Raw genomic sequence first — 21,455 nt, 5'->3', positions numbered from 1 at the left:
GATCTTCCCCCGGAACCGGTTCCGTCGAAAGCGGCGCCCCCGTGCGTGCGGTGTCTAGGCGCTGAGCGGGAACTCGTCGCCGAGCGCCCGGAACACGGCGGTGTTCAGGGCGAAGGCGCGCTTGCACTCGGCGACGATGCGCTGCTTCTCCAGGTCGTCGGCGTGCACCCGGTCCAGCAGTTCACGGTAGTTCCGCTTGAACGCGGCGGGGTTGGAGATGTCCTCGAAGACGTAGAAGCGGACGCCGTCGCCCTTGCGGGCGAAGCCCCAGACGCGTTCCGCGCGGTCCCGGATGATCTGGCCGCCGGAGAGGTCGCCGAGGTAGCGGGTGTAGTGGTGGGCGACGTAGCCGGCCGGCCACCGGCCGGCGCACTCGGCGATCCGCTCCGCGTAGGCGGCGGTGGCGGGGAGCGGGGCCACTCCCGCCCGCCAGTCGGCGCCGCGCAGATGGGCGAGGTCCTGCTCCAGGGCGGCGAGACGCATCAGCTCGGGCTGGACGAAGGGGCCGGCGACAGGGTCGTTCCGGAGGGCTTCGGCACCGTCCTCCAGCGCCCGGTACACGAACCAGAGCTGTTCGGTGTAGCGCGCGTACGCCTCGACGCCGAGCCGCCCGCCGAGCAGGTCGCCCATGAACGTCGTGGTCTCCGCTTCGGTGTGGGCGTCCTGGGACGCGGTGCGGATGAGTGCGGAGAACGGCGTCGTGTCCATGGGACCTCCGGGGAACCAGCGAGCGGGGACGGGCGAACGGGAGGAGTCCTCCACCCGGATCATCTATGGTTAGGCTAACCTAAGTCAATGCTTTTCCGACAGGCTGTCGGAAAGACGGTAGCTCCCAACGGGCGCCGCGGAAAGACCCCCGGAGGGCCGGGGCCGACGCACGAGAGCCCGTACCCGGTCGACCGGGTACGGGCTCTCGCCACGGTGCGGGAACGGTGCCGCGGAGCGGTCACGGCAGGGTGAGGACCTCCGCCCCGGTGTCGGTGACGACCAGGGTGTGCTCGAACTGGGCCGTGCGCTTGCGGTCCTTGGTGACCACCGTCCAGCCGTCCTCCCACAGGTCGTACTCGTGGGTGCCGAGCGTCAGCATCGGCTCGATGGTGAAGGTCATGCCCGGCTGGATGACCGTGGTGGCGTGCGGGCTGTCGTAGTGCGGCACGATCAGGCCCGAGTGGAACGAGGTGTTGATGCCGTGCCCGGTGAAGTCGCGCACCACCCCGTAGCCGAACCGCCGGGCGTAGGACTCGATGACCCGGCCGATGATGTTGATCTGGCGCCCGGGGCGGACCGCCTTGATCGCCCGGTCCAGGGCCTCCCGGGTCCGCTCGACCAGCAGGCGCGACTCCTCGTCCACCTCCCCGACCGGGTAGGTGGCGTTGTTGTCGCCGTGCACCCCGCCGATGTAGGCGGTGACGTCCAGGTTGACGATGTCGCCGTCGTGCAGAACCGTCGAGTCGGGGATGCCGTGGCAGATCACCTCGTTGACGGAGGTGCACAGCGACTTCGGGAAGCCGCGGTAGCCGAGCGTGGACGGGTACGCACCGTGGTCGCACAGGTACTCGTGGGCGATCCGGTCGAGGGCGTCCGTGGTCACCCCGGGGGCGATGGCGCTCGCGGCCTCGGCCATGGCCCGGGCGGCGATGCGCCCCGCGACGCGCATGCGCTCGACGGTCTCGGCGTCCTGCACCTCGGAGCCCGTGTAGGGGGCGGGGGCCGGCTTGCCCACGTACGGTGGACGGACGATGTGCCCCGGGACGGTGCGTGGGGGGGAGAGCTCTCCGGGGACGAGCAGTGACTGCGCAGACATGGAGCGAGTCTACGGCCGGCCCGACGGGCGCGGCATGGGCGCCGTGGAGCGGGGGTACGGGGACCCGGACGGGCGGTCGGCACCATGTGCGCCGGGCGCGCCGCCCACGGGCGGGGCGCACGACGGGCGTGCGCGGCACGAGGAGCGGAGGATGGGCACATGGCGCTGTTCAGGAAGCGGGCGGTGGGCAAGCCGGGGGAGTGGTACTACTGCCTGGAGCACCACACGGTGGAGGAGGGGCCCGAGTGCCCCGCCAAGGAGCGGCTCGGCCCCTACGCCTCCCGCGAGGAGGCGCAGCGGGCGCTGGAGTCCGCGCAGGAGCGCACCCGGGAGTGGGAGAACGATCCGCGCTGGCACGACACGGTCGCCCGGGGCGAGGACGACGACGGCTGAGGGCCCGCGGGCGCGCGGAGCGCCCCGGTCGGGAGGGGCGGCGGTGCCGATCCGACCCCTGCCGCCAGGGGTGTGCGTCAGCCCCACACGTCGATGGGCACGTGACCCCGGGCCCGACCGTCCTCGTCGAGGAGCTTGCCCACCAGTTTGACGGTGCGCAGGGCGACGGCGCGGTCGGTGATCCTCAGGTGGGGAAGTCTCGTGGCGAGCGAGACCTCCAGGTTCTGGGCGTCCAGCAGGGAAGCCACCCAGACCGTCGCCACCAGGTTCTGCGGGCCCGCCGTTCCGGAGCACTGGCGGGTCTCCGGGAGCTTCGCCAACTCCCGTGCGGTGGAGTCCAGGTGGTCGGGTGCCACCACGCCGAAGAAGGTCACCGAGATGGGAGAGCCCGAGAGGGAACGGGCCATGTCGCAACGGAGCCGTAGCTGTCCGGACTCGATGAGCCGGGTGAGACGACGGCTCGCGGTGTTCACGCTGACGCCCAGGCGTGCGGCCAGCTCACCGACCGGCGTTCGGGCGTCCTCGCCCATCGCGATCACCAGCTCCCGATGGCTGGAGAGCGGTCCGGATGCGCCGGTCGCCGCCCGCCGGGAGGCGGTCAGCGCGTCCTGCTGCGAGCGGGTCAGGCTGCGCAGGCGCCAGTGGCTGCCGTCGGTGTAAGCACGGGTCATCAGGTGAGTGCGGGAAGCGGCGATGCCGGGGACGTTGCCGAGACGGTCGACGACGTAGGCCGAGAGGGAGCCGAAATCGGCGGCCATCACCGTGATCAGCAGGTCGCGTCCGCCCGCGGTGTGCTCGACGGTCGCCGTGTGGGGATCCGCCGCCAGGGCCTTCGCCACGGCGTCCTTGCGTCCGGTCGCGCAGTCGATCTCGACCAGGGCGCCGACCCCGCTGTCCTCGTAGGGATAGGCGGTCACCCAGGCGTTGCCCGATGCGCGCAGCCGATCCCAGCGGCGAGCGACCGTCGCGGCGTCCACTTCGAGCGCCGCGGCGAGCTGGGTCCAGGAGGCGCGGGGGGCGATCTGTAGGGCGTTGACCAGGGCGAGGTCCAGTTCGTCGAGGGTGGGGGCGGGCGGATCGGCCAGAAGCACCGGTGACTCCTCCTTCAGCATTCCTGGATGACAGGTTCCTGCACCCATGTCTCTTTCATGGAGCAGAAGCGCAATTATGACCCGTTGCCTGGTGTCTGAATAGCATCTCTTCCGATCGGTCGGATTCGGCCGCATTGACCCGTGGAGGTGCACCTTGGGGCAGCCGTTCGCCACCCTGTCCGACGCCGTGAGCGCCCTGCGCACCGGCACCGTCTCCAGCCGGGAACTCGTCACGGGCGCGCTCGCCGACGCGGAGGTGCTTGCTCCGTTCCTCGGCGTGTACGTCACCCGCTTCCCCGAGCAGGCGCTTGCCGCCGCGCGGGAGGCGGACGCGCTGCCTGCGGGGCGACGCCGTGCGCTGCACGGGGTTCCGCTCGCCGTGAAGGACAATCTCGCCACGGTCGAGGGGCCCGCCACCGCGCAGAGCCCCGCCCACGACCCCGTCTGGTGGCGCGGCCGGGACGCCCCGGCCGTCGCGCGGCTGCGGGACTCCGGAGCCGTGGTGCTCGGCAAGACCACGATGACCGAGTACGCGATGGGTCGTCCGGACCCCACCCACACCTACCCGGTGCCGCGCAACCCCTGGGACCCCGAGCGTTGGACCGGCGGATCCAGCACCGGCAACGGCGCCGGAATAGCCGCCGGGCTCTTCCTCGGCGCGCTCGGTTCGGACACCTCGGGCAGCGTCCGGTTGCCCGCCGCCCTCTGCGGGACCACCGGACTCAAGCCCACCCACGGGCTGCTCCCCCTGGAGGGCTGTATCCCGCTGAGCCCCTCGCAGGACGTCATCGGGCCCATGGCGGTCTCGGCGCGCGACTGCGGACTGCTGCTGTCGGCGCTCACCGGCGCGTCCTACGACGTTTCCGGCGAACGCCCGGTGGACATCCGGGGCCTGCGCGTCGGAGTTCCGTACGGCCTCGTCGACTCCCCCGGCATCACCGAGGAGTGCCGCACGGCCTTCACCGCCGCCTTGGGGGAGCTGTCCCGGCTGGGTGCCGTGGTGCGGGAGTTCCCCCTACCGGAGTTCCCCACCCTGTTCGCCGCCAACGGTCTGGTGCTGCTGACGGAGGCGTTCGCCGCACACGGCGCGCGCCTGGCCGCGGACTGGGACCGCCACGGCCGCACGTTTCGCCGACTGGCCGCGGTGGGCGCCACGATCCCCGGCCACCTGTACGCGCAGGCCCGATGGACCGCTGCGTCCACCACGGCCGCCCTCCTCGCCCGCATGGACGGCCCCGGCGGCGTCGACGTGATCGCCACTCCCACCTGGCCGGCGGCTGCTCGCCCCTACCACGACGAGGCCGCACCGGGCGACGAGCTGAACCTCACCGCACCCTGGAACGCGACCGGGTTCCCCGCCATCGCCCTGCCCATGGGCGTGGCGGCCGGGAGGCTTCCCCTCTCCCTCCAACTCGTGGCCCGCCCCTCGGCGGAACGCACCCTGCTCGCGGCGGGCGAGGCGTACCAGGGTGCCACGGCCTGGCACCTGCGCCGCGCCACCCCCGATCCGGAGCACCGCCCCCGCCCGCTCACGGACCCGGAACGCGCCGGGGCGTCCGGCCGGTCCCCGGAAGGACCCGGGGGCGGACCGGACCACGGGTCCGCCGTCGCGGCCGTGCTGGCCGCCGCGGGGATAACCCCGGGACCGGCCGATCTCGCGGCCGTGTCGGCCATGAGCGCCGCCTTGACGCGGGCCGCCGAGCACCTTGCCGAAGCCCGCCCGGCGTCCGTCTGACCCATCGGCTCACCGGCCCACCGGCTGTTCCCTTGATGCAGCCGTCATCCCCGTACCTCCCGCACCGTGCTCCCCGGCACGGTCCGGCCGCGCCCGCGCGGACCTTCCCCTGGAGAACCCATGTCACTCAACAAGGCGCCGACACCAGGTCTCGGCAGTGTGCGGGTCGCCGCGGTCGTCGGCTTCCTGGTCTTCGTCGAACTCGTCAGCGGCATCATCCAGGGCATGATGCCGATGCTCCTGCCCCGGCTCGGCGCCGAGCTGAACGTCAGCGCGGGCGATCTCAACTGGGTCAGCAGTGCGCAACTCCTCGCCGCGGCGGTCTCCGTACCGCTCTTCGGGCGACTCGGGGACATCTACGGCCACCGGCGGATGCTGCGGGTCGCCGCCGTCTCCCTCGCGGTCGGCTCCGTGCTGGTGGCCTGGGCGCCGTCCTACGAGGTGCTCCTGCTCGGCCGGGTCCTCCAGGGGCCGCTGGCCGCGCTGCTCCCGCTGGAGATGGGGCTGGTGCGCGACCGGCTCACCCCGGAGGGCGCCCGCAGCGCCATCGGGATGCTGGTCGGCGCGCTGACCTTCGGCGGCAGCGTGGGCATGCTGCTCGCCGGACTGCTGGGGGAGGCCATCGCCGGCGTCCGCGGCATCCTGTGGGTGCCGGCGATCGGCACGATCCTCTGCGTCGCCGTGGTGTTCTTCCTGGTCCCGGAGTCGAAGACCCGCGCCCGCGGCACCGTCGACTGGGCGGGCGCGGGCCTGCTCAGCCTCGGCCTGTCGGCACTGCTGCTCGCCATCGCCCAGGGGCCGAGCTGGGGGTGGACGAGCGGTGGAACGCTCGGCCTCTTCCTCCTCGCCGCCCTCGTCCTCGTCGTCTGGACCCTGGTCGAACTACGGGTGGCCCACCCGGTGGTGGACATCCGGCTCAGTGTCAAGCGCAACCTGCTGCCCGTGTACGGGGCCAGCTTCATGGTCGGCGCCGCGCTCTTCGGCTCCCAGACGGCCACCGTCCTCTTCCTGGCCAGCCCGCCCGACGACGTGGGGTACGGCTTCGGCTACGACACGCTCGACGTCGCCTGGATCATGGTGTCGGCGGGACTGCTCTCCTTCGTGGGCGCGGCCCTTTCGCCGCGCCTGGCCCGGGTGATCGGGGCCCGTACGGTGCTCGCCCTGAGCGGTGCCACCATGGCGGTCGGCTACACCTCGATGGCGTTCGCGCATGACGAGCCCTGGCAGCTCATCGTCGCCAACATGGCCATGGGCTTCGGCATCGGGCTCAGCATGAGCGCCATGCCCGCGCTCGTCCTCGACGCGAGCCCGGCCGACCGCACCGGCATCGCCACCGGCATCTACAACACCGTCAAGACCCTCGGCGGCAGCGTCTCCGGCGCCGTCTTCGCGGCGATCCTCACGGCGAAGACCTTCCCGGGCACGGCAGTCCCGACCGAGTCGGCCTACACCGCCGTGTGGTGGTGCTGTGCGGGCGTCTCCGTCTTCGTCATCGTCGCCGCGTTCGTCGTGCGCGGCAATCGGTCCGAGGACGACACCGCACCCGCACGGCCCGTCGCCACCGCCGACTGACCCGTACCCACACTTCACCCACCCGTCTCACAGAACGAAGAAGGACGTCGCCCCATGACCGCCACCGTTCCCCTCCTCCTCCACAACGGTCTCCTCATCGACGGCAGGGGCGGTGACCCCGTCCAGGGCGGTGCGGTGCTCGTCGAGGACGGGCTCGTCCGCTGGGCGGGTCCGTCCAGCGCTCAGCCCCCGCTCCCCGCCGGAACCAGGGAGGTCGACGTCCGCGGCAACGCCATCCTGCCCGGGTTCATCGACTGCCACGTCCACATGGCGGCGCCGGGCAGCGAACTCAGCCTGGGCGAACTCGCCGTGCTGCCCGGTTCCCTGCGGACGCTCCTGTCGGCGCCCCGCATGGAGCGGACTCTGCTCGCCGGGGTCACCACCGCCCGTGACCTCGGTGGCGCCGACGCCGGCCACCGGAAGGCGGTCGAGGACGGACTCGTCCTCGGCCCGCGCCTGATCGTCGCCATCGCCATGCTCAGTCCCACCGGCGGTCACGGCGACTTCCGGTCCGGTACCGACGACCGTGATTCCGACGAGCCGATGACCCGGCTGGCCGACGGCGTGGACAACTGCCGGCAAGCGGTGCGCGAGGTGCTGCGCAAGGGCGCGGACTGCATCAAGATCGCCGCGTCCGGAGGCGTCTGGAGCCCCACCGACCAGCCCGACGACGACGGCTTCCTGGAGGACGAGATCGCCACGATCACCGAGATCGCCGCCGGCCACCGGGGCAAGAAGGTCGCCGCCCACGCCCAGGGACGGAGCGGGATCATCAACGCCGTCCGCGGTGGGGTGGCCAGCATCGAGCACGGTTACGAGATCGACGACGAGGCCATCGACCTGATGCTGGAACGCGGCACCTTCCTGGTGCCGACGCTCACCACCGCCCACACCGACCCGGACCCGGCGAAGGCCGCGAGCTGGGCGTACGCGAAGAAGCGGCACTGGCAGCAGGTGGCACGCAGGCACATCCCGCACGCCATCGCCCGCGGGGTGCGGGTGGCCATGGGCACCGACTGCGGCATCGCCGACCACGGCACGAACCTGCGGGAACTCGGCCACCTCGTCGAAGCCGGCATGACCCCGATGGGGGCGATCCTCGCCGGCACCTCCGAGGCCGCCGAACTCGTGGGCATGGCCGAGGAGATCGGCACCCTGGAGGCCGGCAAGCGGGCCGACGTCGTCGTCGCGCGCGGCAACCCCCTCACGGACATCTCCTCGCTGGGCAGCCCCGAGAACGTGCTGCTCGTGATGAAGGACGGTGTCGCCCACAAGGACACCGACGCGCTCCTGGGCTGACCGCGCGGGCCCTGCGGGGCGCATGACCGCCCGTCGGATCGGCGCCTTCCCCCTGCCCCGCGCCGTCAGCCGCCACTCACCCGCACGACCCCGCCCACGGACCGAGAGAAGGACCCGATGAGCAGTACCGACGCCACCACCTACCGAGAAGCGGCCGAGTCCCTGGCCGGTGAACTGACGGACCTGCGCCACGCACTGCACCGTGAACCCGAGTTGGGGCTCCACCTGCCGCTCACCCAGGCCCGGATACTGACCGCGCTGGAGGGCCTGCCGCTGGAGGTCACCACCGGCGACCGGCTCTCCTCCGTCGTCGCGGTCCTGCACGGCGGCCGTCCGGGCCCGGCCGTGCTGCTGCGCGGGGACATGGACGCCCTGCCGGTCCAGGAACTGACCGGGCTTCCCTACGCGTCCCGCGTCGACGGCGTCATGCACGCCTGCGGACACGACCAGCACGTCGCGATGCTCGTCGGCGCCACCCGTCTGCTGAGCGAGCGCCGCGCACAGCTCCCGGGAAGCGTGGTGTTCATGTTCCAGCCGGGGGAGGAGGGACACGACGGCGCGGGAGCGATGCTGGCGGAGGGAGTGCTGGACGCCGCCGGAAAGCCGGTCGTCGGCGCGTACGCGGTCCACGTCGCCTCCAACGGCGTGCCCCTGGGCGTGGTCTCCGGCCGGGCCGGAACCATGCTCGCGGGCAACGCCGAACTCCACGTCACCGTGCACGGCCGCGGCGGGCACGGCTCGACGCCCCACTCGGCCGCCGATCCCCTCCCGGCCGCGGCCGAGATGGTCACCGCCCTGCACACCCTGGTCACCCGGGTGACCAGTGTCTTCGACCCGGTCGTCCTCACGGTCGGAACCTTCCACGCCGGTACGAAGCCCAACGTCATCCCGGCCGAGGCGACCTTCGGCGCTACCGTCCGAGCCACCAGCCAGGAGGCCATGCGGGACTTCCTGCCCCGTGCCACCGCCCTGTGCGAGGGCATCGCCGCCGCACACGGCCTCACCGCGACCGCCCGCGCCGAGGAGCAGTACCCCGCGATGGTCTGCGCCCCCGAGGCCGTCGACCTCGCGGAGGAAGCGGCCACCGCCCTCTACGGCGAGGGCGCCTTCGTCCGCGCCCCGCACCCGGCCATGGGCTCCGAGGACTTCTCCCGCGTCCTCGCGCTCGTGCCCGGGGCCCAGGTCATGATCGGTGCCCGGCCCCATGACGCACCAAAGGACGCACCCTTCAACCATTCCGCGCACGCCGTCTTCGACGACGCCGCGCTCCCCGTCGGCGCCGCCCTGCTCGCGGAACTCGCCGAGCGGGGACTGCGCCGGGGCTGATCGGCACGGGCGCCCGCCGCCCCACCGCGCACGTTCGTTCCGGGCCGTCGCTACTGCGCGGTGGGTTCGGCCCTGCGGCGCAGGGCGTCGGGGTCGGTCCGGGCGTCGTAGGCGAACAGCTTCGGCAGGGCCGCCGACAGCAGGGCCACCGAGGCCAGACAGGCCAGCCCCCCGGACCAGAACGCGGTCCGGGCACCCGTCCAGCTCGCCATGGCGCCCGCCCGGACCTGGCCGAGCTGCGGGCCCACGCTGTACGAGAGCACCTCGATGCCGGCGAGCCGGCCGCGCAGCCGGTCGGGGATCGTCTGGTTCCAGATGGTGCCCCGGCCCAGTCCGCTGATCAGGTCGCCGGCGCCGGCGACGGCCAGGCACAGCAGGACGGGCCACACCCTTTCGAACCAGCCGGCCGCGGCGATGCCCGCACCCCAGAGGGTGGCGCCCCCGATCACCAGCAGCCCGTGCCGGCGGGAACGGGACAGCCAGCCGCTGGTGAGGCTGACGGCCAGCGAGCCGACCGCCCCCGCCGCGTACATCAGCCCGAGCGCCCACTCGGCGTCCAGGTCGTCGGCGAGGAAGGGGTAGATGGCGTTGGGGAAGGCGAAGAGCATCGCCGCCAGGTCGATGGCGTACGTGCCCACCAGGACGGGGCGCGACCAGGCGTAGCGCGCGCCCTCCGCGAGCCCGCGCAGGGAGGGCTTCTCCGCGCCGGCGGACGGCGGTGCGGGCGCCAGTCGTCGGCACATCAGCACCGACAGGACGAACGTGGCGAGGGTGATCCCGTAGGCGGCGGCGCTGCCGGCGAAGGCCACCACGAGGCCGGCCAGGGTCGGCCCGGCGATCTCCCCGGTCTGCCAGCGGAGCGAGTTCAGCGCGCCCGCGGCGGCCAACTGCTCGTGCGGGACGATCCGGGCGATCAGCGCGTCCAGGGCGGGTCGTTGGAGGCCGGCGAGCGCGGCGACCCCGGCCGCGACCAGGTACAGCGGCCACAGCAGGGGCTCCGGCAGCACCGCGTTCACCAGCAGGACCAGCGCGAGGCAGCCCAGTCCCGCCTCGGTCGCGATGATCATCTTGCGCCGGTCCACCGCATCGGCCAGGGCGCCCCCGTAGAGCCCGAACACGATCAGCGGGACCAATTCGACCGCGCCCATCGCGCCCACCGCGAGCGGCGAACCGGTCAGGTCCTTGATCTGGAGGGGCAGCGCCACGAGGGCCATCGCCGCACCGCAGTAGGTGATGAGGCCCTGGGTCCACAGCAGCCGGAAGTCCGGGACGGAGCGCCAGGGCGTGAGGTCCGGCAGCAGCGACCGCAGTCGGCCCCCGGCCGCGGGGCCGGGTGGTTCCGGTTCCGGCGCGGCGGACGGCGGCGGCTCATCGGGCCGGAGCGGATCGGCGGTCACGCATCCGCATCCTGCGGGCCCCGCAGGCCGGTGCGCAAACGGTTTTCCGCTCCGGCCGGCGGGGCCGGCGCGCACGCTCCCGGCACCGGCCCCGGCGGCCGTCCGGAGCGCTCCCGTCCCGGTCCGGACCGGGAGCCCGCCGCCCGGGGATTTTCCCGGGGCGGCTCCGTCCTGCAAGATGACCCGAGATTTCCGTCCCCGTCATCTGATGTGACAAGTGCGCACCAGGAAGCAGGAACCTTGAGCGAGCAGCCTCCCCAGCCCCCGTCCGGCGGCCCCGGCCCGGGGTACCCGGGCAAGGACCCGGCCGGCCAGCCGAACCCGTACGGTGCGCCCGGCCCCAACGCCTACCCCCCGCAGCCGGGTTACGGCTACCCGCAGCAGGGTCCGCTGCCCGGGCCCGGCTACGGCTACGCGCCGCCCGGATACGTCCCCCCGGGCACCTACACCGGCGACCCCAACGCCCCGTACGGCTACGACGCGTTGGGCCGTCCCTACTCCGACAAGTCGAAGATCGTCGCGGGCATCCTCTCGCTGTTCCTGGGCACGTTGGGCGTCGGCCGCTTCTACCTGGGGCACGTCGGTCTGGGGCTCGCCCAGCTCTTCACCTGCGGCGGCTTCGGCATCTGGGCGCTGGTCGACGGCATCGTCATCCTCACCGGCGACAGCACGACCGATGCGAACGGTCGTCCGCTGCGCGGTGGCTGAGGCTCCGGTGGCGCGGTCCGTGGCGCGGTTCCTGCGGCACCCGGCGACGGCACCGGTAGCGGTGTTCGTCGCCGGGGTCGCCGGTGCGTCCTACCTGTACGGCACCAATCCCCACGAGGCCGGCCAGTTCCTGCCGCGCTGCCCGTTCCGCCTGGTCACCGGGTTGCTCTGCCCCGCCTGCGGCGGCACGCGCATGGTGTACGACCTGATGCACGGCGAGTTCGCCGCGGCCTGGGCGGACAACCGGGTGCTGCTGCTGGCCGCCCCGTTCGCCCTGGCCCTGCTGGCCCGTTGGGCCCTGGAAGGGCTGCGCGGACGTCGTTGGCGCCCGCAACCCGGCCGCCGCACCCAGGCCGCGGTGCTGTCGGTCGCGGTGCTGTGGACCGTGGTGCGCAACCTCGTCTGACCCGCACGCCGGAACGGGTCGGGCGGGGGAGAACCGCCATGTTGGGGACGCTTTTCGGACGTTGTGGTTCCGTCCTGGTTTGATCACGGTACGGGCACGATCGTCCCTGCCCCCTCGCCCGGAGCGCTCTCGGCTTCCTACGCTGCCAGGTCGCAGGGGGGCGACGCGCAGAGTGTTCTTTGTCGGGTTCTCCTCTTGCGTGCGTACCGGAACAAACCGCTCCGGTACTCGTCCGCTCACCCATGGAGAACCTCATGGCCGTCCCCACGCCCGAAGCCCCCTACGGTTACGACCCGACGGGCCGCCCCTACTCCGACAAGTCGAAGATCGTCGCCGGTGTCCTCCAGCTGTTCCTCGGCGGCCTGGGCATCGGCCGCTTCTACGTCGGCTCGGTCGGCGTCGGCGTCGCCCAGCTCCTCACCTGCGGCGGCCTCGGCATATGGGCGCTGATCGACGGAATCCTCTTCCTCACCAGCAACGACCGCACCGACAAGCACGGTCGCGTGCTGCGCGGCTGAGCCGTCACCACCCCGGGCCGCCACCGGCGGCCGGTTCCCGGAGCCGTCCGGGAACGAACCGTCACGGCCCCGCTGCCCGGCCGCTCCCCGGCAGCGCGAGCCCGTGACGCAGGGCGCGCCGCCCGATCCACCGCGGACGGATCCGTCCGCACGGGAGACGTCCGACCACGGCACCCCAGCGGTCCGCGGCCGTCGACGTCACCCACCCCGGGGGGACATCGGGGAACAGGAACGGTCGGGGGACTCGACGACACCGGCGACGCGCCCGTCGCCACACCGCACCGGACGACTCCGGTACGGCCCCACCGCCGGTGACGGCCGGCGGACACCGGGGGCGGCTCACGGGATTCAGGCCCGGAGGCCGCCCCCTCCGTGCGCCCGGGCCCCGCTCACCAGTGCGCCGGGGGCGGCACGGTGAAGTGCTCCGTCAGCCGCGCCAAGCGCTCGCGCAACCGCCGCGGAGAACGGTCCAGCGGCGGCCCGGCCTCCCCGGCCGCGGCGCTCACCAGGTGCTGGACGACGTCCAAGGAGGGGGCGGAGTCCCGCGGCACCGTCAGCGCCTCGTGTGCCAACGCCCCCAACTCGCCCCCGCTCCCGTCCTCCTCCGCCGAGAGGGCGAGGACCGTCGCCCCCGCCCGACGCGCCCCGTGCACCCGCTCCAGCAAGCGTCCGTCCGGCACGTGAGGGGCCACCACCAACAGCGTCCCGTCCCGCCGCACCGCGTCGAGCCGCTCCAGCCCCACCGACAGGTGCGGCGCCCCCGAACCGGCGGGCGGCACCCGGTGGCGCACCAGGGTGGGCGCCAGCTCCGGGGTCCCCGACCACGCGGCCTCGTCCACCAGGTGCGCCGCCAGGTGCCAGGGCTCGTACTCCGCCGTCCCCACCAACAACAGCTCGCCGCCCCGCGGCACCACCCGGGACCGCAAGGTCCCCGCGAAGTGATGGGTCGCGTCCAGGAGGGAGGTCCCGGCGAGCACGTCCCGCAGCAGTGCGACTCGTACGGCGTCCATGGCCCGGCATCCTGCCCCACCCCGGCCGGACCCGCCCGGGAGACGCCCGGACTGCCCGTACCGGACATGCGTTCGCCCGGCGCGCGGGCGCGAGGCCCGGCGCGCCGAGCGGCCGTGCGCCCCGCATAGGCTCGGGCGCATGACTCCTTCCGACAGCGCACAGCCCTCCTCCGCCCCCGTTCCGTCCGGGCACGCCCCCGCGAAGGCGGCCGCCGACCCCCGCGAGCTGCCCGATGTGTCCGGGCTGGTCGTCGGGGTCCTCGGTGGCACCGGCGACCAGGGCCGCGGCCTCGCCTACCGACTGGCCCGCGCCGGCCAGAAGGTGGTCATCGGCTCCCGGGCCGCCGAGCGGGCCGAGGCCGCCGCCGGGGAACTGGGCCTCGGCATCGAGGGCGCCGACAACGCGGGATGCGCCCGACGCAGCGACATCGTGATCGTGGCCGTCCCCTGGGACGGGCACGCGGCGACCCTGACCGCCCTGCGCGAGGAACTCCGCGACAAGATCGTCGTCGACTGCGTCAACCCGCTCGGCTTCGACAAGAAGGGCGCCTACGCGCTGAAGCCCGAGGAGGGCAGTGCCGCCGAACAGGCCGCCGCCCTGCTCCCCGACTCCCGGGTCACCGCCGCCTTCCACCACCTCTCCGCGGTCCTGCTCCAGGACGCCTCCCTCGCCGAGATCGACACCGACGTCATGGTGCTCGGCGAGTCCCGCGCCGACACCGACGTCGTCCAGGCGCTCGCCGGCCGCATTCCCGGGATGCGCGGCGTCTTCGCCGGTCGGCTCCGGGGCGCCCACCAGGTGGAGTCGCTGGTCGCCAATCTGATCTCCGTCAACCGCCGCTACAAGGCGCACGCCGGACTGCGGATCACCGACGTCTGACCGGGGCGCCGGGAACGGGCCGACGCACCGCCCGGCGTGCGGGGGCCGTGCGGTCCGCGCGGGACGGGATGGGGGACACTGGGCGGACGCAGTGTCCCCCGACAGGAGCCGACCCCCATGCCCCGCCTCGCCCTCTTCGCCCTCGTGCTCTGCCTGCTCACCGTCACCGCGGCCGTGGTGTCCTTCGTCAACGGCCACTGGATCGGTGTGGTCTGGGTGCTGATGGCCGGCCTGTCGTCCAACATGACCTGGTACTACGTACGGCGCGAGAAGCTGCGCGCCCGCGCCGCCTCCGGCAGCTGACCCGGCGGCCCGGGAGCGCGCTCAGCGCACCTCGCACAGGGGATTGGCCTCCCGCCAGAACCGGAACAGGTCGTAGCCGCAGTACGTCTCCAGGTCCCCCACGCCCAGCGCCCGCAACAGGGCGTCCACCAGGTCGAAGAAGACCCCGTTCACCTCGGGGACCCACAGCAGCGCGAACACGAACAGCAGCCCGAACGGGGCGAACGGCTCCACCTGCCGACGCACCTTGTGCGACAGCCACGGCTCGACCACCCCGTACCCGTCGAGCCCCGGCACCGGCAGGAAGTTCAGGATCGCCGCCGTGACCTGGAGCAACGCCAGGAACCCCAGGGCGTACCGGAACGTCGACGGCACCCCGTCCAAGGCGTCCAACCAGAACGGCGCCGTGCACACCAGCGCGAACAGGACGTTCGTCAGCGGGCCGGCCGCCGAGATCAGGCTGTGCTTCCAGCGACCCCGGATCCGGTGCCGCTCGATGAACACCGCCCCGCCCGGCAGACCGATCCCGCCCAGGATCACGAACAGCACCGGCAGCACCACGCTCAGCAGCGCGTGCGTGTACTTCAGCGGGTTCAGCGTCAGATAGCCCTTGGCCCCGACGGTGAGGTCCCCGCCGTGCAGGGCGGTGCGGGCGTGCGCGTACTCGTGCAGGCACAGCGACACCAGCCACGCCCCGGTCACGAACAGGAACACCGCGAGCCCCGGCACCTCGGCGAAGTCCGTCCAGGTCGCCCACCCCGCGACCGCGGTCACGGCGACGATGCCCAGGAACACGGGGCTGATCCTCCGGTCCCCGCGGGGGACGGTGGCGGTGGTCATCGGCTCTCCGTGGGTCGTCGTTGGCTGGCCCGGACGGGCGCGGGCGGCGCCCCGCGGGCCGACCGTACCGGCCCGCGGGGGGAACGTCCCGCGACCGGGCGGGGTTCCCCGGACGCTCCACCGCACGCCCGGGGGACAATGGCCCCGTGCGGTACCAGATCCTCGGCCCGACCCGAGCCCTGCGCCCCGACGGAACCGTGCTCCCCGTCGGGGGCGCTCGGCTGCGCGCGCTGCTGACCGCGCTCGCCCTGCGGGCGGACCGCACCGTCCCGGTGTCCGTCCTGGTCGACGACGTCTGGGGCACCGACACCCCCGCCGACGCGACCGCGGCCCTCCAGGCCCTCGTGGGGCGGCTGCGCCGCACCCTCGGCGCCGAGGCCGTGGTCTTGGCGGAGGGCGGCTACCGGCTCGCGGTGGACCCCGACCGGGTCGACCTGCACCGCTTCGAACGGCTCGCCGCCCTCGGCGCCCGCACCCTCGCCGCCGCCGACCCCGCCCGGGCGGCCACCGTCCTGGACGAGGCCCTCGCCCTGCGCGGCGAACCCGCCCTCGCCGACCTGCCCGACCGCGCCGCCGAGGCCGCCCGCCACCACGCCCTGCACCTCGCCGCGCGCCGCGACCGGCTCACCGCCGCGCTCGCCCTCGGCGAGGCCCGCGAAGCCCTGCCCGAACTCACCGCCCTGTGCGCCGAGCACCCCCTGGACGAACCCCTCCAGGCCCTGCGCATCCGCGCGCTGCGGCAGAGCGGGCGGGCCGCCGAAGCCCTCGCCGCCTACGACACCGTCCGCCTCGCCCTCGCCGACCGGCTCGGCACCGACCCCGGCCCGGAGCTCCGCGCCCTGCACGCCGAACTCCTCGCCGCCCCTGGCCCGGCCGCCGTCCCCGCCCCGGCCGCCGCCCCTGGCCCGGCCGCCGTCCCCGCCCCGGCCGCCGCCCCCGGCCCGGCCGCCGGCCCGGCGCACCCGGGCAACCTCCCGGCCCGGCTCACCTCCTTCGTCGGCCGTGACGCCGACCTGGACGCCGTCCGCGCCGACCTCGGCCGGACCCGGCTGGTCACCCTGCTCGGCCCCGGCGGCGCGGGCAAGACCCGGCTCTCCCTGGAGGTCGCCGACCGGGTCGCCGCAGACCACCCCGACGGCGTGTGGTTCGCCGAACTCGCGCCCGTGGAGTCCCCCGAGGACGTGCCCGAGGCGGTGCTCACCGCGCTCGGCGCCCGCGAGACCGTGCTGCGGGGCAGCGGCGCCGAGGAACTGCGGGCCGTCGCCGAGGTCCACGCCAAGGCCCCGCTCACCCGGCTCGCCGAGTACTGCGCCCACCGCCGGATGCTGCTGGTCCTCGACAACTGCGAACACGTCGTCACCGCCGCCGCCCGGCTCGCCGAACACCTCGTCGCCCACTGCCCGGGCGTGACCGTCCTCGCCACCAGCCGCGAGCCGCTCGCCGTGCCCGGCGAGTCCCTGCACCCGGTGGGCCCCCTCCCGGACCGCTTCGCCTTGCGGCTCTTCGCCGACCGGGGCGCCGCCGCCCGCCCCGGGTTCCGGGCCGGGGACGACCCGGAGGCCGCCGCCGAGATCTGCCAGCGGCTCGACGGGCTCCCGCTCGCCATCGAACTGGCCGCCGCCCGGCTGCGGATGCTCACCGCCCGGCAGATCGCCGACCGGCTGGACGACCGCTTCCGGCTGCTCACCGGCGGCGCCCGCACCGCCCTGCCGCGCCAACAGACGCTGCGCGCGGTCGTCGACTGGTCCTGGGAACTCCTCGACGAGGACGAACGCACCGTACTGCGCCGGCTCTCCGTCTTCGCCGGCGGCTGCGACCTGGCCGCCACCGAGGAGGTGTGCGGGCCCGCCGCCCTGGACGCCCTCGGCGCGCTGGTGGACAAGTCCCTCGTCGTCGCCGCGCCCGGACCGGACGGCCCGATGCGCTACCGGCTGCTGGAGACCGTCGCCGAGTACGCCGCCGAACGCCTCGACGAGGCCGGCGACCGGGCCGCCGCCGAACGCGCCCACCTGGTCCACTACCGCGAACTCGCCCGCACCACCGACCCGCTGCTGCGCGGCGCCGGGCAGCTCGCGGCGATCCGCCGGCTCACCACCGAGTACGAGAACCTGCGCACCGCACTGCGGCACGCGGTGGCCGTCCGGGACGAGCAGGAGGCCCTGTGCCTGGTGCTGTCCCTGTCGTGGTTCTGGCAGCTCCGCGCCCTGCGCACCGACGCCCGCACCTGGTCCCAGGAGGTCGGCGCGATGGGGCCGGACCCCTTCGCCCCGCCGGTGGTCCCCGCGCTGCCGCTGCCGCAGTCACCGATCGGCGCGCCGCCTCCGATGGCCCAGGAGGTGCTGGCCGAGGCCCGGCGCGGGGTGCACCTGGTCCACTTCTCCTGCCTGGACACGGAGTTGGACCGGTGGCAGACGCCCCAGGGACAGGCCCGCATCCGCGGCATCGCGCAGGCGTACCGGCCCAGTCTGCCGCAGGTTTGCCGCAACCCGGGGCACCTGTGGTTCTTCGCGGTGATCCTCACCCAGGATCCGGCCGCCCTGCGCGCCGCCGCCGACGCGGCCGTGGTGACCTGCCGGGAGCTGGGCCTGGGCTGGGAGCTGGGCCAGGCACTCCAGGCCCGGTCGGTCGTCACGGCCAGCCGACCCGAGTGGCAGGGGGACGCCGCCCGGGACGCCGACGAGGCCCTGACGATCTTCCGGGAGCTGGGGGACGGCTGGGGTGCGGCGGAGGCGCTCTCCGCCCGCGGCGAACTGTACGAGCGCAAGGGCGACTTCGCGGGGGCCGCCGCCGACTACGAGGAGGCCATCGCGTACTCCCTCGGGCTCGGTGCGCACCGACAGGTGGCCGTCCTGCGGGCGCGGCTCGCGGGCGTCTGGATCGAGAGCGAGGAGCGGGCCGCGCAGGGAGAGGCGTGCCTGCGCACGATCATCGACGAGCTCCCCGACCACGGGACGGAGGCGATGCCGGCCGCCCGGCTCTTCCTCGCGATGCACCTGGGCCGCACCGGTCGCCGCCGGGAGGCCCGCGAACAGGTCGAAACGCTGCGGACCTCGTTCGCCGCGGCGGGTTTCGTCGTCTTTGACAGCCTCCTCAGCGGTGTCGAGGGGTGGCTCGACACCCTGGACGGACGGTACGCGTCCGGTGCCGAGAGGTTGCGGCACGCCCTGGACGCCTCCCGCGATCCGCTGTGCCAGATGGTCGCCCCGCAACTGGTGGGGACGCACCTGCTGACCGCGGCCCACAACCTCGCCGAACGGGACGGCGGCGCCCGGACGCGGGACGCGGTGCGGCTGTTCGGCGCGCACCGGGCGCTGCTCCCGCCGGGTCTCCACCCCAAGCTGGCCGAGCGGGATTCCCGGGCCGTCGTCGAGGCCGCCGGGGTCCGGGTCCTGGGCCCCGAGGCGTACCGGGCGGCGCTGGTCGAGGGCGGCTCCCTGGACCTGGACGGGGCCTTGGCGCTGCTGTGAGCGGGCCCGGCGGGCCTACTTCCCGGGCCGGAACTTCCGCAACGACACCGGGGCCATGATGAGGGTGATGGCCGCCGACCAGACCAGCACCACCACCAGGTGGTGGGTGAGCGGGCCGCCGTTCATCAGCGCGCGGGCCGAGTCCGCCAGCGCCGACAGCGGGTTGTAGTCGGCGAACGACTGGAGCCAGCCGGGCATGGTGGAGGTGGGGACGAAGATGGACGAGCCGAACTGGAGCGGGATCATCACGAGCATCCCCATCTGCTGGACGGACTGGGCGTTCGGCAGGGTGACGCCCAGGGCGAGGAAGACCCACATCAGGGACGAACCGAAGACGGCGGCCAGGCCGACGGCCGCGAAGAGGCCGGGCACGTTGTCCACCGAGAGCCCGAGCGCGAAGCCCACGCAGAGCAGGATCGCCACCGCGACCAGCATCCGGCCGAGTTCCACGACGATCTTGGCGATCAGCACCGAGGAGCGGGCGATCGGCAGGGTGCGGAAGCGGTCCATCACCCCGGAGTGGATGTCCTCGCTGAACCCGGTGCCCACGCCCATGGCGACGCTCAGGCCCATCATCGCCATCAGGCCGGGGATCACGTAGTCGACGTAGGTGTCCCGGTCCCCGGCGATGGCGCCGCCGAAGACGAAGACGAAGAGCAGGGCGAAGATGATCGGCATCAGCACGGCGTCGAGGATCGACTCCGGGTTCTGCCGGATCCACAGGAGGTTGCGCCGGATGAGGGCGCTGATGTGCCGCAGGTGCGCGCGCGGTCCGATCCGGCTGTCGTCCTTGAGGGCGGCCGGCGGGGCCGGGGGAGCGGCGGACGGCGTGTCGGGCAGGGTCGAGGTGCTCATGCGGCGGCCTCCGCAGCGGTGTCGGGGGACGGGTCGGACGTCGGTCGGTGGCCGGTGAGGGCGAGGAACACCTCGTCCAGGCTGGGGAGTTCGGTGGAGATCCCGGCGAGGGTGACCCCCTGGGCGGCCAGTGCGTCGACGATGGCGGTGAGTTGCTCGTCGCTGAGGATCGGCACCAGGACGGTGCCGGTGTCGGGGTCCGCGGTGGCCCGGCCTGGCCCGGTCAGTCCGGTGGTGTCCAGGGCGGCGGCGACCTCGGACAACCGGCCGGGGTCGGCGGGGCGCACCCGCAGCGTCCGGCCGCCGACCTTGGCCTTGAGGGCGTGGACCTCGCCGCGTGCGATGACCCGTCCGTGGTCGATGACCGTCAGTTCGTCGGCGAGTTGCTCCGCCTCCTCCATGTACTGGGTGGTGAGCAGCACGGTGACGCCGTCGTCGACCATGGCCTTCACCTCGTTCCACACCTCGTTGCGGGTGTGCGGGTCGAGGCCGGTGGTCGGCTCGTCCAGGTAGAGCACCTCGGGGCGGCCGATCATGGAGGCGGCGAGGTCGAGCCGGCGGCGCATGCCGCCCGAGTAGGTGCGGGAGGGCCGGTCGGCGGCCTCGGTGAGGGAGAAGCGCTCCAACAGCTCGTCGGCGCGGGCCCGGGCGGCCTTGCGGGAGAGGTCGAGGAGCCGTCCGATGAGGATGAGGTTCTCGCGGCCGGAGAGCTTCTCGTCGACGGCGGCGTACTGGCCGGTGAGCCCGATGCGGCGGCGCAGGGAGTAGGGCTGGTGGACCACGTCCAGCCCCGCGACCCGCGCGGTGCCCGCGTCGGGGACGATCAGGGTGGACAGGCACCGCACGAGGGTGGTCTTCCCGGCGCCGTTGGGGCCGAGCACCCCCATCACGGTGCCCTCCCGGACGTCGAGGTCCACTCCGTCCAGGGCCTTCACCGACCCGTAGTGCTTGACCAGCCCCCGCACGGAGACCGCTGTGTTGATGTGCGTCATGGGAGCGACGCTGTCATCGCCCGCCGACAGTCCGCCGACAGTGCGGACGCGGACCCGGGTCCCTGCCGACAGGTCGCCGACGGGACGCGCGCGGGATCAGGTGACGACGTGCACCGGGGTGCCCTCGGGGGCGAAGGCCCACAGGGCGGTGCCGTCCGCGACGCCCTGGCGCACCGCGCCGGTCTGCACCCCGAGGTCGACCTTGGGGCGGGCGCCGTCCACGGCGTTGGAGAAGGCGATGGTCGCCCCCGAAGCGCGGGCGAAGTAGATGACGTTGGCGACGCTGACCCCGTCGGTGCCGGTGCCGGTGGCCATCCGGGAGAACACCTTGTACGAGCCCTCCGCGGGGTGCACGGAGCCGGGCCACACCTCGAAGGTGCGCACCGCCTTCTCCGCGCCGTCGACCAGCCACACCCGCCGCAGCTCCAGCGAGTACACCACCCGACGTCCCTGCCCGGACTCCTCGGGGACCGGGTGGGCCGCGGCCGGCGGCTCCTTCTTCTCCCCGGGGCTCGGCTTCACCGTCGTGCCCGTGGCGGCGGGCTTTCCCTCGGGGAGGGGCTCGGCACGGACGGCCAGCCCGACCACGACCACCAGGGCCGCGCTGAGCAGTCCGGTGACCCAGGCCCACGAGGGCAGTCGACGCGAAGACACCAGGGAATCCTCCTCATACCGCACGGGGCCGGCCAGCGGTCGGGGCGTCCCGGGTGGCGGGAAGCCGCCGTTTCGAGCTGGCAGTAGGAGGATCGTACCGTCACCGCGCGTGGTGCCGAGCAGCCGCCCGGTGGCCGGCGGCGGTCCGCCGGATCGGCGACGGCCCGTCGACGGGGGACGGTCGACGCGCACGGCGGGTGGCGCCGCGGGCGCGGGGGGCGAGAAG

General features: G+C 73.9%; 20 protein-coding genes. 11 read left to right on the top strand and 9 right to left on the bottom strand.

What is annotated here, in order from left to right:
* Positions 1–54 precede the first annotated feature (54 nt).
* Together ABT092_RS29415 and map are read right to left on the bottom strand one after the other, a co-directional pair.
* The gene (locus ABT092_RS29415) at positions 55–708 is read right to left on the bottom strand and encodes a biliverdin-producing heme oxygenase (RefSeq protein WP_351249260.1); all 654 of its coding nucleotides are present in this window, start codon (positions 706–708) and stop codon (positions 55–57) included.
* 238 nt (positions 709–946) lie between these two features.
* A complete protein-coding gene (gene map / locus ABT092_RS29410; protein ID WP_351249258.1) occupies positions 947–1,804 on the bottom strand; it encodes a type I methionyl aminopeptidase in 858 nt (285 codons plus the stop codon).
* A gap of 159 nt (positions 1,805–1,963) precedes the next feature.
* Between map and ABT092_RS29405 the strand changes: the two genes are divergently transcribed.
* Positions 1,964–2,197, top strand: a complete 234-nt coding sequence (locus ABT092_RS29405; protein ID WP_351249256.1) for a hypothetical protein — start codon at positions 1,964–1,966, stop codon at positions 2,195–2,197.
* A gap of 77 nt (positions 2,198–2,274) precedes the next feature.
* On the opposite strand, the gene ABT092_RS29400 is transcribed toward ABT092_RS29405, so the two are convergent.
* Positions 2,275–3,288, bottom strand: a complete 1,014-nt coding sequence (locus ABT092_RS29400; protein WP_351249254.1) for an Lrp/AsnC family transcriptional regulator — start codon at positions 3,286–3,288, stop codon at positions 2,275–2,277.
* 154 nt (positions 3,289–3,442) lie between these two features.
* Between ABT092_RS29400 and ABT092_RS29395 the strand changes: the two genes are divergently transcribed.
* From ABT092_RS29395 to ABT092_RS29380, 4 genes are all read left to right on the top strand, one after another.
* The gene (locus ABT092_RS29395; RefSeq protein ID WP_351249252.1) at positions 3,443–5,023 is read left to right on the top strand and encodes an amidase; all 1,581 of its coding nucleotides are present in this window, start codon (positions 3,443–3,445) and stop codon (positions 5,021–5,023) included.
* A 120-nt stretch (positions 5,024–5,143) separates the two neighbouring features.
* Positions 5,144–6,595, top strand: a complete 1,452-nt coding sequence (locus ABT092_RS29390) for an MFS transporter (RefSeq protein ID WP_351249250.1) — start codon at positions 5,144–5,146, stop codon at positions 6,593–6,595.
* Between the two features lie 54 nt (positions 6,596–6,649).
* Entirely contained in the window at positions 6,650–7,894 is a 1,245-nt protein-coding gene (locus ABT092_RS29385; RefSeq protein ID WP_351249248.1) for a metal-dependent hydrolase family protein, read from the top strand.
* Positions 7,895–8,011: 117 nt separating this feature from the next.
* Positions 8,012–9,220, top strand: coding sequence for a M20 metallopeptidase family protein (locus ABT092_RS29380; protein ID WP_351249246.1), 1,209 nt, complete (start codon positions 8,012–8,014; stop codon positions 9,218–9,220).
* A gap of 50 nt (positions 9,221–9,270) precedes the next feature.
* On the opposite strand, the gene ABT092_RS29375 is transcribed toward ABT092_RS29380, so the two are convergent.
* Positions 9,271–10,530 carry an MFS transporter gene (locus tag ABT092_RS29375; protein WP_351249262.1) on the bottom strand — a complete coding sequence of 420 codons (1,260 nt, stop codon included), beginning with the start codon at positions 10,528–10,530 and terminating at the stop codon, positions 9,271–9,273.
* Positions 10,531–10,857: 327 nt separating this feature from the next.
* On the opposite strand from ABT092_RS29375, the gene ABT092_RS29370 reads away from it, so the two are divergent.
* The 3 genes from ABT092_RS29370 to ABT092_RS29360 all read left to right on the top strand — a co-directional run bounded on the left by ABT092_RS29370 (position 10,858) and on the right by ABT092_RS29360 (position 12,249).
* Complete coding sequence (locus ABT092_RS29370; RefSeq protein ID WP_351249244.1) at positions 10,858–11,325, top strand: TM2 domain-containing protein; 468 nt, start codon at positions 10,858–10,860, stop codon at positions 11,323–11,325.
* Positions 11,294–11,731, top strand: coding sequence for a DUF2752 domain-containing protein (locus ABT092_RS29365; RefSeq protein WP_445400603.1), 438 nt, complete (start codon positions 11,294–11,296; stop codon positions 11,729–11,731). The genes ABT092_RS29370 and ABT092_RS29365 overlap by 32 nt, the downstream gene beginning before the upstream one ends.
* Before the next feature lie 254 nt (positions 11,732–11,985).
* Complete coding sequence (locus ABT092_RS29360; RefSeq protein ID WP_351249240.1) at positions 11,986–12,249, top strand: TM2 domain-containing protein; 264 nt, start codon at positions 11,986–11,988, stop codon at positions 12,247–12,249.
* A gap of 389 nt (positions 12,250–12,638) precedes the next feature.
* Here the strand turns inward: ABT092_RS29360 and ABT092_RS29355 are convergent, their stop codons facing one another.
* Complete coding sequence (locus ABT092_RS29355) at positions 12,639–13,259, bottom strand: hypothetical protein (protein ID WP_351249238.1); 621 nt, start codon at positions 13,257–13,259, stop codon at positions 12,639–12,641.
* 139 nt (positions 13,260–13,398) lie between these two features.
* Between ABT092_RS29355 and npdG the strand changes: the two genes are divergently transcribed.
* Entirely contained in the window at positions 13,399–14,139 is a 741-nt protein-coding gene (npdG, locus tag ABT092_RS29350) for an NADPH-dependent F420 reductase (RefSeq protein ID WP_351249236.1), read from the top strand.
* A 117-nt stretch (positions 14,140–14,256) separates the two neighbouring features.
* Positions 14,257–14,442, top strand: a complete 186-nt coding sequence (locus ABT092_RS29345; RefSeq protein WP_351249234.1) for a hypothetical protein — start codon at positions 14,257–14,259, stop codon at positions 14,440–14,442.
* Positions 14,443–14,463: 21 nt separating this feature from the next.
* Here ABT092_RS29345 and ABT092_RS29340 read toward each other — a convergent pair whose 3' ends face one another.
* Positions 14,464–15,261, bottom strand: a complete 798-nt coding sequence (locus ABT092_RS29340; protein ID WP_351249232.1) for a site-2 protease family protein — start codon at positions 15,259–15,261, stop codon at positions 14,464–14,466.
* Positions 15,262–15,407: 146 nt separating this feature from the next.
* Here ABT092_RS29340 and ABT092_RS29335 point away from each other — a divergent pair, with 146 nt between their 5' ends.
* Entirely contained in the window at positions 15,408–18,728 is a 3,321-nt protein-coding gene (locus tag ABT092_RS29335; RefSeq protein WP_351249230.1) for an AfsR/SARP family transcriptional regulator, read from the top strand.
* Positions 18,729–18,743: 15 nt separating this feature from the next.
* Here ABT092_RS29335 and ABT092_RS29330 read toward each other — a convergent pair whose 3' ends face one another.
* The 3 genes from ABT092_RS29330 to ABT092_RS29320 form a co-directional block, all read right to left on the bottom strand.
* Complete coding sequence (locus ABT092_RS29330; RefSeq protein WP_351249228.1) at positions 18,744–19,583, bottom strand: ABC transporter permease; 840 nt, start codon at positions 19,581–19,583, stop codon at positions 18,744–18,746.
* On the bottom strand, positions 19,580–20,575 hold the full coding sequence (locus ABT092_RS29325) for an ATP-binding cassette domain-containing protein (protein ID WP_351249226.1): 996 nt from the start codon (positions 20,573–20,575) through the stop codon (positions 19,580–19,582). The genes ABT092_RS29330 and ABT092_RS29325 overlap by 4 nt, the downstream gene beginning before the upstream one ends.
* A 96-nt stretch (positions 20,576–20,671) precedes the next feature.
* On the bottom strand, positions 20,672–21,229 hold the full coding sequence (locus tag ABT092_RS29320; protein WP_351249224.1) for a hypothetical protein: 558 nt from the start codon (positions 21,227–21,229) through the stop codon (positions 20,672–20,674).
* Positions 21,230–21,455 lie beyond the last annotated feature (226 nt).

Source organism: Streptomyces sp. NPDC002490, from assembly GCF_040296045.1.
Lineage (GTDB): Bacteria > Actinomycetota > Actinomycetes > Streptomycetales > Streptomycetaceae > Streptomyces.
This window is presented reverse-complemented; position numbering and strand designations above follow the sequence as displayed.

Bases quoted from the DNA above. Each gene is read 5' to 3' on its own strand.
- ABT092_RS29415 (WP_351249260.1), bottom strand. From the start codon at position 708: ATGGACACGACGCCGTTCTCCGCACTCATCCGCACCGCGTCCCAGGAC.
- map (WP_351249258.1), bottom strand. From the start codon at position 1,804: ATGTCTGCGCAGTCACTGCTCGTCCCCGGAGAGCTCTCCCCCCCACGC.
- ABT092_RS29405 (WP_351249256.1), top strand. From the start codon at position 1,964: ATGGCGCTGTTCAGGAAGCGGGCGGTGGGCAAGCCGGGGGAGTGGTAC.
- ABT092_RS29390 (WP_351249250.1), top strand. From the start codon at position 5,144: ATGTCACTCAACAAGGCGCCGACACCAGGTCTCGGCAGTGTGCGGGTC.
- ABT092_RS29385 (WP_351249248.1), top strand. From the start codon at position 6,650: ATGACCGCCACCGTTCCCCTCCTCCTCCACAACGGTCTCCTCATCGAC.
- ABT092_RS29380 (WP_351249246.1), top strand. From the start codon at position 8,012: ATGAGCAGTACCGACGCCACCACCTACCGAGAAGCGGCCGAGTCCCTG.
- ABT092_RS29365 (WP_445400603.1), top strand. From the start codon at position 11,294: ATGCGAACGGTCGTCCGCTGCGCGGTGGCTGAGGCTCCGGTGGCGCGG.
- ABT092_RS29360 (WP_351249240.1), top strand. From the start codon at position 11,986: ATGGCCGTCCCCACGCCCGAAGCCCCCTACGGTTACGACCCGACGGGC.
- ABT092_RS29355 (WP_351249238.1), bottom strand. From the start codon at position 13,259: ATGGACGCCGTACGAGTCGCACTGCTGCGGGACGTGCTCGCCGGGACC.
- npdG (WP_351249236.1), top strand. From the start codon at position 13,399: ATGACTCCTTCCGACAGCGCACAGCCCTCCTCCGCCCCCGTTCCGTCC.
- ABT092_RS29345 (WP_351249234.1), top strand. From the start codon at position 14,257: ATGCCCCGCCTCGCCCTCTTCGCCCTCGTGCTCTGCCTGCTCACCGTC.
- ABT092_RS29340 (WP_351249232.1), bottom strand. From the start codon at position 15,261: ATGACCACCGCCACCGTCCCCCGCGGGGACCGGAGGATCAGCCCCGTG.
- ABT092_RS29330 (WP_351249228.1), bottom strand. From the start codon at position 19,583: ATGAGCACCTCGACCCTGCCCGACACGCCGTCCGCCGCTCCCCCGGCC.
- ABT092_RS29325 (WP_351249226.1), bottom strand. From the start codon at position 20,575: ATGACGCACATCAACACAGCGGTCTCCGTGCGGGGGCTGGTCAAGCAC.